Source organism: Pseudoalteromonas phenolica (assembly GCF_001444405.1).
Taxonomy (GTDB): Bacteria; Pseudomonadota; Gammaproteobacteria; order Enterobacterales; family Alteromonadaceae; genus Pseudoalteromonas; species Pseudoalteromonas phenolica.
In genome coordinates this window covers 1750005-1761526 of sequence record NZ_CP013187.1, presented here as the reverse complement: position 1 = coordinate 1761526, position 11522 = coordinate 1750005, and the positions used below count along the sequence as shown (strand labels likewise).

8 protein-coding genes are annotated in these 11522 nt (G+C 38.3%); 7 read left to right on the top strand and 1 reads right to left on the bottom strand.

What is annotated here, in order from left to right; translation table 11 throughout:
- Positions 1–42 precede the first annotated feature (42 nt).
- The 5 genes from ubiG (at position 43) to yfaE (ending at position 5503) form a co-directional block, all read left to right on the top strand.
- A complete protein-coding gene (gene ubiG, locus PP2015_RS07740; RefSeq protein ID WP_058029720.1) occupies positions 43–753 on the top strand; it encodes a bifunctional 2-polyprenyl-6-hydroxyphenol methylase/3-demethylubiquinol 3-O-methyltransferase UbiG in 711 nt (236 codons plus the stop codon).
- Positions 753–1397 (top strand): HAD family hydrolase, encoded by a 645-nt coding sequence (locus tag PP2015_RS07735; protein WP_058029719.1) that lies wholly within the window; start codon positions 753–755, stop codon positions 1395–1397. The genes ubiG and PP2015_RS07735 overlap by 1 nt, the downstream gene beginning before the upstream one ends.
- Before the next feature lie 357 nt (positions 1398–1754).
- Positions 1755–4040: a class 1a ribonucleoside-diphosphate reductase subunit alpha gene (gene nrdA, locus PP2015_RS07730; protein ID WP_058029718.1), complete on the top strand. Its 2286-nt coding sequence runs from the start codon at positions 1755–1757 to the stop codon at positions 4038–4040.
- A gap of 60 nt (positions 4041–4100) precedes the next feature.
- Positions 4101–5231 (top strand): class Ia ribonucleoside-diphosphate reductase subunit beta, encoded by a 1131-nt coding sequence (gene nrdB, locus PP2015_RS07725; RefSeq protein WP_058031581.1) that lies wholly within the window; start codon positions 4101–4103, stop codon positions 5229–5231.
- Positions 5231–5503: a class I ribonucleotide reductase maintenance protein YfaE gene (gene yfaE / locus PP2015_RS07720; RefSeq protein ID WP_058029717.1), complete on the top strand. Its 273-nt coding sequence runs from the start codon at positions 5231–5233 to the stop codon at positions 5501–5503. The genes nrdB and yfaE overlap by 1 nt, the downstream gene beginning before the upstream one ends.
- Positions 5504–5505: 2 nt before the next feature.
- Here the strand turns inward: yfaE and PP2015_RS07715 are convergent, their stop codons facing one another.
- Positions 5506–6030 carry a YaeQ family protein gene (locus PP2015_RS07715; RefSeq protein WP_058029716.1) on the bottom strand — a complete coding sequence of 175 codons (525 nt, stop codon included), beginning with the start codon at positions 6028–6030 and terminating at the stop codon, positions 5506–5508.
- Positions 6031–6169: 139 nt separating this feature from the next.
- On the opposite strand from PP2015_RS07715, the gene PP2015_RS07710 reads away from it, so the two are divergent.
- Together PP2015_RS07710 and PP2015_RS07705 are read left to right on the top strand one after the other, a co-directional pair.
- Complete coding sequence (locus PP2015_RS07710; protein ID WP_058031580.1) at positions 6170–8647, top strand: TonB-dependent receptor; 2478 nt, start codon at positions 6170–6172, stop codon at positions 8645–8647.
- Between the two features lie 128 nt (positions 8648–8775).
- Entirely contained in the window at positions 8776–11520 is a 2745-nt protein-coding gene (locus tag PP2015_RS07705) for a methyl-accepting chemotaxis protein (protein WP_058029715.1), read from the top strand.
- The last annotated feature ends 2 nt before the right edge of the window (positions 11521–11522 follow it).

The window sequence follows — 11522 nt, the reverse complement described above, 5'->3', positions numbered from 1 at the left end:
TAATCCAATTTAAATGCGCTCAGATTCACGAGGAAGTTTTTTATGACCGAGCATCAGAATGTAGATCCACAAGAAATTGCGAAATTTGAGAGCATCGCAGAAAGATGGTGGGATACAGAAGGAGAATTCAAACCCCTTCACGACATAAACCCATTACGTCTTGACTTTATTAACGACAAAGCAAAGGGCTTATTTGACAAGAAAGTTGTCGATATCGGTTGTGGCGGTGGAATATTAACTGAAAGCATGGCAAAGCTTGGGGCTAAGGCGACAGGTATCGATTTAGGTCAAGAGCCATTAAACGTTGCAAAGCTTCATGCTTTAGAAGTAGGTATCCACGTTGACTACATCAAAGTACCTGCAGAAGAGTTTGCAGCAAACAACAATGAACAATTTGATGTTGTAACCTGTTTGGAAATGCTTGAGCACGTCCCAGATCCAGAATCTATTATCCAAGCTGCTGCACAAATGGCAAAGCCTGGCGCAAGTGTGTTCTTTTCTACGCTAAACAAAACGATTAAAGCATATTTACTTGCTATCGTCGGTGCAGAAAAAGTTCTAAAAATGGTCCCCGAGGGCACACATGAGCACGATAAGTTTATTCGTCCTTCTACTTTAATAGGCTGGGCTGAAAAAGCAGGCCTTAAAGTTCGTGCAAGTGCGGGGATCAATTACAACCCAATCAATAAAACATTTACCTTAACTGATGACGTCAGTGTGAATTACTTACTACATTTCGAGAAACTTGATTAATGAAGGCTGTCATATTCGATTTAGATGGCACCCTACTCGACACCACAGACGATTTAGGGGCAGCTTTAAATTTTGTACTAGACAAAAATGGACTTGAGCCTGTTTCAAGAGAAGTGTATAGCCCAGCTATTTCTGATGGTGTAAAAGCGCTTTTAGAAGTTGGATTTGGTCCTAGACTTGCTGAATTTGATATTGCTCATTTAAGACAGGATGTACTTGATTATTACGAAGCTAATATTGCAGTGCATACAGGCTGCTTTGAAAGTGTGCCTGAACTTATAAGATCGCTTATTGCTCAAGGGATTAAAGTTGGAATAATGACTAATAAACCTACATTCCTTACTTTGCCACTTGTTAAACAAATTTCAGCACTTGAGGAAATTGATGTAATTGTTTGCGGCGACACATTAGATGAAGCGAAGCCTTCACCTAAACCATTATTATACGCAGCGGAACAATTAGATATTAAATCGTCCGAATGTCTTTATGTAGGTGATGCACAACGAGATATTCAAGCAGCAAATGCAGCAGGTATGACTTCTGCTTGCGCCTTATGGGGGTACATACCCAGTCTCGAAGCAGCGTACAGTTGGAAAGCAGATCTAAATTTAACTAACCCACTTTTAGTACTTGACCATATCTAGTGCTCACATTTAAGCCAAAACACTATATCTAGTGTTTTGGCTCTTTCATCACCACAAGTTGTTCATTAAGAAATCACTCTAAAAAATTTTTTATTTTCTTTAAAAATAGCATCATTTTTGTTGATTTCCTGCTGAGGTTACTTGCAACGAACCTCAAAAGGTTAATAGTTACTAACACTTTTTATTTATCCCAAACTTATCCACATTTGTGCATTTACCTTGCTATTGCAAATTCAATTGAACCCCACTATCTTGTGATCCCAATCAGAAGAACCACCATATATAGTGGTCAAAACCTGAGCTAATTTTCGCCATTTATTTTTATAATATTCAATCCGAAGGATTACAGGCACAGCTATGAACCAACAGTTATCTGTCAGTAAAAGAAACGGCCGCAAAGAGCCGCTCGATCTCGATAAAATTCACCGCGTCATTACATGGGCTGCTGAAGGCTTAGATAATGTTTCAGTTTCACAGGTTGAATTAAAGTCACATATTCAGTTTTACGACGGGATCCGTACTGAAGATATTCACGAAACAATCATCAAAGCTGCTGCAGATTTAATTGACAAAGACTCCCCTGATTACCAGTATCTAGCTGCTCGCTTAGCCATTTTTCATTTACGTAAAAAAGCGTATGGTCAATTTGAGCCTCCGCGTTTATTCGATCACATCACTCAATTAGTTGAGCAAAAACGTTACGATCAACATTTGCTTGTTGATTACACAGAGCAAGAAATCGACGAGTTAGATAACTATTTAGATCACAGCCGAGACATGAATTTCAGTTATGCTGCGGTTAAACAGTTAGAAGGCAAGTATTTGGTTCAGAACCGTGTAACTGGTGAAATATATGAAAGTGCTCAGTTCTTATATATTCTTGTAGCTGCGAGCTTATTCTCTGATTATCCTAAAGAAACACGTCTTGATTACATCAAGCGTTTCTATGATGCCGTTTCTTTATTCAAAATTTCATTACCTACACCTATTATGGCAGGTGTTCGTACACCAACTCGTCAATTCAGCTCTTGTGTATTAATCGAGACTGGAGATAGCTTAGATTCAATCAATGCGACTTCATCTGCAATCGTCAAATATGTTAGCCAACGTGCTGGTATTGGTATTAATGCCGGTCGAATTCGTGCGTTAGGTAGCCCAATTCGCAATGGTGAAGCTTACCACACAGGTTGTATACCATTTTATAAGCATTTCCAAACCGCTGTTAAAAGTTGTTCTCAAGGTGGTGTACGCGGTGGTGCTGCTACCTTATTCTACCCACTTTGGCATTTGGAAGTAGAAAACCTACTAGTACTTAAAAACAACCGTGGTGTTGAAGAAAACCGTGTACGTCATTTAGATTATGGTGTGCAATTCAACAAAACAATGTATGCCCGCCTAATCAAAGACGACTACATTACTTTGTTCAGCCCGTCTGATGTACCTGGCCTATACGATGCCTTTTTTGAAGATCAAGAAGAATTCGAACGCCTATACACTCAGTATGAGCAAGATGAGTCTATTCGTAAAAAGCGCATCAAAGCGATCGAGTTATTCTCTATGTTTGCGCAAGAGCGTGCAAGCACTGGACGAGTTTACCTGCAAAACGTTGATCACTGTAATACGCACAGCCCATTTGATTCAAAAGTTGCTCCTATCCGTCAATCTAACTTATGTCTTGAAATTGCGCTGCCAACTAAGCCTCTTTCACACATTAATGACCCTGAAGGTGAAATCGCGTTGTGTACGCTATCAGCGTTTAACCTTGGTGCAATCGAGTCTTTAGATGAACTTGAAGAATTGGCTGAGCTTGCTGTTCGTGCGCTTGATAATCTATTAGATTTCCAAGACTATCCGGTACCAGCAGCACACACTGCAACTATGGGTCGTCGTACGCTAGGTATTGGTGTAATTAACTATGCGTATTACCTTGCTAAAAATGGTGTTAAATACTCAGATGGCAGTGCGAATAACTTAACACACCGCACATTTGAAGCAATTCAATACTACTTGATGAAGGCATCAAACGAACTTGCTAAAGAACGCGGTGCATGTCCTAAGTTCAATGAGACAACCTATTCTCAAGGCATTATGCCAATTGACACGTACAAACGTGATTTAGATAAAATTTGTAATGAATCACTACACCTAGACTGGGATGCATTACGTGCAAGCATTCAAGAGCATGGAATGCGTAACTCTACGGTTTCTGCCTTAATGCCTTCAGAGACATCTTCACAAATCTCGAATGCAACCAATGGTATTGAGCCACCACGAGGCCACATCAGCGTTAAAGCAAGTAAAGATGGTATCTTGAAACAGGTTGTACCTGAGTACGAGAAGTTAAAAGATCAGTATGAGTTACTTTGGGATATCCCATCAAATGATGGTTATCTTGGATTAGTTGGTATCATGCAGAAGTTTATTGACCAGACTATTTCTGCAAATACAAATTATGATCCAAGCCGCTTTGATGGTGGTAAAGTACCAATGAAGTTACTTCTTAAAGACCTGCTTACTGCGTATAAGCTAGGCGTTAAAACACTTTATTATCACAACACCCGTGATGGTGCATCAGATTCACAGGATGAATTAAAACCAGAAGTTGAAGATGATGGCTGCGAAGGCGGCGCGTGTAAAATTTAATTAAGACGTGAGTAAGCATTGTGCTTGCTCACTTTTTTGCGTTATCGAGTATTAAAAACTATGTCTTATTCTACATTTAGCAGAAATCATAACGACCAGTTAAAAGAACCAATGTTTTTTGGTCAAACTGTCAACGTGTCACGTTATGACCAACAGAAATACCCAATTTTTGAAAAGTTAATTGAGAAGCAGCTTTCTTTTTTCTGGCGTCCTGAAGAAGTAGATGTTTCTAAAGACCGCCTGGATTTCCAAGCTTTACCTGAGCACGAAAAACACATTTTCTTAAGTAATTTAAAGTATCAAACGTTGCTTGATAGTGTGCAAGGTCGTTCTCCAAATGTTGCTTTGCTTCCGATAGTATCAATCCCAGAACTAGAAACTTGGATCGAAACGTGGGCATTCAGTGAAACAATTCATAGCCGCTCATATACGCATATTATACGTAACGTTACGCAATCGCCTGAGCTGATTTTTGACGATATCGTTAGCAACGATAAAATCAATGAGCGCGCTGATGCTGTTACAAAGTACTATGATGAGCTGATTGAGAAAGTTGCAGTTTATAATCTTTACGGTGAAGGCAAGCATGTGATCAACGGCGTAGAAGTTCGAATCAATCTATTTGAACTTAAAAAGCTGCTGTACCTTTGCATTATGTCAGTTAATATTTTAGAAGCGATCCGTTTCTATGTTAGCTTTGCATGCTCTTTTGCATTTGCCGAGCGTGAGCTAATGGAAGGTAATGCCAAGATTATCAAACTTATTGCACGTGACGAGGCCCTTCACCTTTCTGGCACTCAGCATATCCTGAATATTATGCAAGACGGTAAAGATGACCCTGAGATGTCTATTGTTGCCGCACAGTGTGAAGATGAAGCTATTCGAATGTTCGAAGAAGCTGCACAACAAGAAAAAGAGTGGGCTGAATACCTGTTCAAAGATGGTTCAATGATTGGACTAAACAAAGATATCCTTTGTCAGTATGTTGAATACATTACTAATACGCGAATGTCAGCGGTCGGTTTAAAGCCTATCTTTGAAACTAAGAGCAACCCTATCCCTTGGATTAATGCTTGGTTGGTATCTGATAATGTTCAAGTTGCTCCACAAGAAGCAGAGATAAGCTCTTATCTTGTTGGTCAAATCGACTCTGAAGTTGATGCGTCTGATTTTGGTGATTTCGATTTATAATGAACTCTAAACCCAGTTCAAAAATATCTATCGAAGAACATTCTGAGCCGCTTACATTTGCGGCTCAGTGCCCTTCTCTACTAGATGCACTCGAGAAAGCAAATATTGAAGTTACTTATCAGTGTAGAGAAGGATTTTGTGGTGCCTGCAGAGCAAAACTTAATTCTGGTGAAGTGATATATAATCAAGAGCCACTTGCTTTTGTCAGAGATGGTGAAGTGTTGTTATGTTGCTCTAAACCATTGACTGATATTTCGATAAAACTCATCTAAGCTTAGCAGAGTTGTTTAACATCAGTCTGATAGTAGCCGGCTTTATCCCCCACACTCAGTGAATTCTGCTCAATCAAAATATCCCAATGAAGACTGGTTGTTAAGTTACTCTTTAAATCTTCTATGAAGTTCGCTGTTATAGAATAAACGCTGATATTATGATGTTGAATCAGCTGAGAGGATATTCCCTTGAACCAAGATTCTCCATCAATAGTCAAAATCAGTAGTTTGTCGTAAAATTTACATAATCTATGAATTTCGCTAATGTCCAATTCTGAGACATATAACGCGATAATGATTTCTTGGTCATCGTTTTCACACCAAACATCTGGGTACTGCTTGTCTGATTTTTGGTTATGGAAAGTATTAGGATGATAAGACAGCGCACAAAAACCAAGTATCCTCAATAAAAAATGCTCTAAGCTTTCTCTCTTTGTGACAGCTGCTGTAAACACTTCTTCGTGGTTCGTATGATGAAAAAGATCTGCAACTTTTAACCTTGCTTTAAAAACAAATGGCTTGCTCATGAGATACTCCTATCCCTACTAAACAAACTTTAGGTCAAAAATACGATAATTCAACAAAGCTACAGTATAACATTCGTTGATTGTACTCATAGTGTTGTTATACCATAACCATAACTGAGACAATTAATGAAGTACTATGATGAAAAAACACTCTATTATTGCGACCGCAATACTTACTGCCCTATCGACGGGTAATGCTTATGCTGCGCAGATCACTGGTAAAGTGATTGATTCCAACAAACAACCAATTTCTGGTGCAAAGGTCCATTTACACGGTAAAAAGCAATCTGTCATTACAGATAGATTTGGTAAATTTAGCATTAATACTGACTCTGACAGTCAGCTACACATCACTAAAAACAACTTCATTGATCAACGTGTTGACATCAAGGCTGATCAAGGCAATGTGCTTGTTTCTCTGGAGCCTAGCTCAGTAGAAAGTATCGTTGTTTACGCGTCTGCTCTTCATAAGAACAATTTAGAGATGGCTTCACCAGTTTCGGTTTTATCTGGTGATGAACTAAAGAAACAAGCTAAGCCAACATTAGGCGAGACACTTAAAGGTCAACCAGGTATTAATGCAAGCTATTTCGGACCAGTCTCTTCTAGTCCTATTATTCGTGGCTTAGATGGTCCTAGAGTTAAGATCACGCAGAATGGTTTAGATAGCAGTGATGCGTCTAGAATTGGCCCAGATCACGCTACGACGAATGAAAGCTTGGCTGCAGAACAGATTGAAGTATTGCGTGGTCCTGCAACCTTACTTTATGGCTCTGGTGCAATTGGTGGTGTTGTAAACGTTGTAGATAACCGTATTCCAACGGATATTATTGACACTACAACAGGTGCTGTTGGGTATAGTTTTGATACTATCTCAAATACAAATACTTATGCAGCTTTACTCGAAACAGGAAAAGACGGATTTAATTTCCATTTTGACGGTGTCGTAAGGAACGGTAAAGATTATGATACCCCTGCTTATCCTTCTCAAGAAGAACATGGTGATCATGACGAACACGAAACCCACGAAGAGCACAGCGAACATGAAGATCATGAAGAGCACGAAGAAAATGAAACGCTTCTTACAACAGTACCTAATACATTTATCGATTCTCAACAAGTAAACTTCGGTACGAGCTATGTAACGGATCATTTAACTGTCGGTTTCTCGTTTGGCCGAATTGATACAGATTACGGAATTCCAGCTCATAACCACGCACATCATGATCACGACCATGACCACAGTCAACATGCTGATGATGAGCATGTAGATGATGACCATGAAAATGAAGAACATAGCGAAGAAAACGTTTTTGCCCGTGTAAAACAAGATCGCTGGCAAGCACTTTTCAATTACGCGCTTCACAATGATTACATTGAAAATATCAATGTGAAAGCTGGCTTCACTGATTACCAACACAGTGAGATTGAGGGTGGTACGGTAGGTACAACTTTTAAGAATAAAACATCTGAATTACGAACAAGTGTAGAACATAAGCTTGCTGGTTGGCATGGTATTATTGGATATCACTTCTCTGATAGCGATTATGAAGCACAAGGCGCTGAAGCATTCACTCCCGCTACAGAAACAATGAGTCATGCAATTTATGTTTTAGAAGAAAAACAGTTTGGTGACTTCACCCTTGAGGTTGGAGCTCGTGTTGAAGACTACCAACTTTCTAGTGTTATTACTGAAAGTTCTCACGAAGAGCATGACCATGATCATGACCATGATCATGACCATGACGAGCATGATGAAAATCGATTATTTGCTTATGAATTGAATCAAACAAACATGAGTTATTCAATTGGTGGTGTTTATAATTATACCAATGGTCAAAATATCGCAATTAACATTTCTCACTCAGAGCGCTCTCCATTAACTGCAGAATTACTATCTAACGGTACTCATATCGCAACAAGTACTTATGAGTTAGGTCTAAGTTATCATTTAGAAGATGGCGAAGCACATTTCGAACCGGAAGATATTCAACAAGAAGTTTCTACAAACTTTGACATCAGTTTTAGGAAATTTACTGGTGATTTTGGTTATACACTAAACTTCTTCTACAACGATGTAGAAAACTATTATTATCAAGAAAATACTGGCCTAATTTACTCTGCAGAACATGGTATTGAAGAAGCTGATCATGAGCATGAAGGCGCATTACCAGTTTATCAATTTAAGAGCCAGGATGCAGAGCTCTATGGTTTTGAGCTAGATACACACTACAAACTGAACGAAGAAAATACAGTAAAGCTTTTTGCTGATTCAATCACTGCAAAACTAAAAGACTCAAGCTATTTACCTCGTATTCCAAGTAATAAAATTGGTGTTAAGTACGAATACGCACTGGACAATTTAGTTGCAGATTTAACAGTGACGCGTTACGCGAGTCAAAACAACATTGCATCTTATGAGAGCAAAACTGCTGGTTATACTTTGGTTGACTTTAGTATGCAATATGATTTCGAACTTGCTGGTAATGATGTAATGGCTTATTTCAATATCGATAACTTAACCGATGAACTAGGCTTCGTTCATACTTCTGTAATTAAAGAGCAAGCACCTCTTCCTGGTAGAAACTTTAAAGTAGGTGTCAGAGCATTCTTCTAACTTTAAAGTAATTACCCTAAAAAAAGGCCAGTTTATTGGCCTTTTTTTATTTTATTCCTTACAAAACATTGAATTAATATTATATTTCACTAGTCTTCATATAATTGAAACAATTCAAGGACAGTAAGATGAAGACTGTAAGAGCAAAGTTATTAACAACTGTATTTAGTGGACTTGCTTTAGTACTAATGAGCGCAATGTTCGCAATTAACTCCGTTAAATATATAACTCAAGAATATGATGTACTTATTCAAGAAGAGTTAAGTGCCCAACTTAAAGTCAATCTCATCTTAAATACTTTCAAAACTCAGGTTCAAGAGTGGAAAAATATTCTTATTCGTGGTGAAAACCCTGAACAATTCGACAAATATTTCAAACAATTCGAAGAACAAGAAGCTTTTGTACAAAAATCAACCTCAGAGCTGATGTCTGGATCATATTTACCCAAGTCTATTCTGATGCAACTCAATAGCTTTAAAGGCGAGCACAAGAAACTTGGCGAGTTATATCGTATTGGCTTGTCTGAATTTAAGAATGCTAATTACAATACGCAAGACGGAGATAAAGCCGTAAAAGGTATAGATAGAGCAGCCGCAAAACATTTGAAAGAATTAAACCAATCTATAGATCAGTATGTTGAAAGCGCAGTGAGTAGGCTTCGCGCAGAAAAAGAAGTTGCGATTTTTGAAAGTACTGTAATCACCTTAACTGTTTCTTTTATTGTAATCGTGACCATGGCTTTATTAATTCAGCACTGGATAACACGCCCTATAAAATTAGCTTCACAAGTCGCAACTGAGATATCTAATGGAAATTTAGAGAACAGAATCAGTTCGACTAGTAAAGACGAAATTGGTGCTTTACTTACTTCTCTTGACAAGATGCAAACGAATATTCGTCAAGCTAACGAGCAATTAACCCAACAAATGCTTCAGCAAAAGTTACAAGCAGAAGAAAGTGGTCGTATTAAACAAGCATTGGACAATGCCTCTTCACCAGTATTACTTTACAAAGAAACCAATGAAATCATTTACGCAAATAATCAAACAAACGAACTGTTCAATCGCTATCAAAGTTTAATCAACAGCCCTCCAAAACTGACCGGGGCTAATATTATACAAATATTGTCGAGTGACTATGAAGAACACCTTAAGCAAGCGAAAACCAAACAAGTTCAATTCGAAATGAATATCGATCATGTTTACATGAATATTACAGCAAGCCCAGTATTAAATGATGAAAATAATGTAATCGGTGTGGTAGTTGAACTCATTGATCTAACAGAACAGAGAAATACTGAAAATAAAGTAGACGACATTATTAATTCAGCAGTATCAGGTCAGCTAGACGCTAGGTTAGACGTTCACAACTTAAACGGCTTCATGCTGACTCTGAGCAAAGGCATTAATCGGCTACTTGATGCTATTGTTTCGCCCGTTCAACAAACAGAAAAATATCTCACTGCCATTTCACGTGGTGAAATACCTGATAAAATTGAAGGTAACTACTCTGGTGACTTTTTAAAAATAAAGCAATCGTTGGAGCAAAGCTCAAAAGCAATTAACTTACTGATCTCTGATTCAAAATTCTTAGTTGATTCAGCCTTAGCTGGTCAATTATCACATCGTGCTGATTCTGACGCACATAATGGTGAATTTAAATCTATTATTACAGGCATCAATCAAACCCTTGATGCAATCATACAACCAGTACAACTTACCTCTCAATATTTAGACAGCATTGCCATTGGCCAAATACCTAGTGTAGATAAAACACAATTTAATGGGGATTTTGAGAAAATCTTGACCAGCTTTGAAACCAGTATACAAGCCATAAATCTGCTCTTAAATGATACGTCAATGTTAGCAAGTGCAGCAAACTCAGGTGAATTATCAAAGCGTGCTAATATCGAATTACATCAAGGAGCATATAAAGTTATCGTTTCATCAATCAACGATACATTAGATGCCATCTCAACCCCTCTACAGTCATGTATCGCTGTAATGAATGCATTGGAACACGGAGATTTGACTAAAAAAATTGAAGGAAACTACTCTGGCGACTTTGCGAATTTAAAAGATTCAGTCAATCAGAGTATTGAAAACTTAGCTTCAATGGTGACAGAAATAAATGACACAGCAAATACTGTTGCAAAAGCATCAGCTCAAATCAGCCAATCAACACAAGATTTAAACTCTTCTACAGAGTCTCAGGCAGCTTCCATCGAGGAAACAACTGTTTCTATGGGAGAAGTTACTGATAAGGTAACTAGTAATACTAAACACGCTCAAACAGCAAACGAGCATGCACAAAATGCGGATAAACAAGCCATTGAAGGCGGAACGTTAGTTAACAATACTGTTATTGCTATGAAAGCCATTAGCGATAGCTCAAATGAAATCTCTAATATAATAGAAGTCATTAACGGTATTGCATTTCAAACTAATCTACTTGCATTAAATGCTGCTGTAGAGGCCGCAAGAGCTGGAGAGAAAGGCAGAGGCTTTGCTGTGGTTGCAGCCGAAGTACGTCAATTAGCCCAGCGAAGCTCAGACGCTGCTAAAGAAATTTCAGGTTTACTTAAAGACAGTGCTGACAAGGTTGATAATGGATTAATGCTTGCAGAGCAATCTGGCAATACTCTACGAGATATTGTGAGTAGCATACAAACCCTGTCAAAACTTATGAATGATATTGCGCTATCAAGTAATGAGCAATCAAATGGCGTGTCGCAAATTAATATAGCAATAAAACAAATTGACCAAAGTGTCCAACAAAACAACTCGCTTGTTGAGCAAACCAGCCATGCAGGGGCGTCTTTAGATAAACAAGCCTCACACCTGAGAGCCTTAGTCAGTCAATTTACTGTGTAATA

Coding starts and splice junctions, on each gene's coding strand:
- ubiG (WP_058029720.1), top strand. CDS start 43: ATGACCGAGCATCAGAATGTAGATCCACAAGAAATTGCGAAATTTGAG.
- PP2015_RS07735 (WP_058029719.1), top strand. CDS start 753: ATGAAGGCTGTCATATTCGATTTAGATGGCACCCTACTCGACACCACA.
- nrdA (WP_058029718.1), top strand. CDS start 1,755: ATGAACCAACAGTTATCTGTCAGTAAAAGAAACGGCCGCAAAGAGCCG.
- nrdB (WP_058031581.1), top strand. CDS start 4,101: ATGTCTTATTCTACATTTAGCAGAAATCATAACGACCAGTTAAAAGAA.
- yfaE (WP_058029717.1), top strand. CDS start 5,231: ATGAACTCTAAACCCAGTTCAAAAATATCTATCGAAGAACATTCTGAG.
- PP2015_RS07715 (WP_058029716.1), bottom strand. CDS start 6,030: ATGAGCAAGCCATTTGTTTTTAAAGCAAGGTTAAAAGTTGCAGATCTT.
- PP2015_RS07710 (WP_058031580.1), top strand. CDS start 6,170: ATGAAAAAACACTCTATTATTGCGACCGCAATACTTACTGCCCTATCG.
- PP2015_RS07705 (WP_058029715.1), top strand. CDS start 8,776: ATGAAGACTGTAAGAGCAAAGTTATTAACAACTGTATTTAGTGGACTT.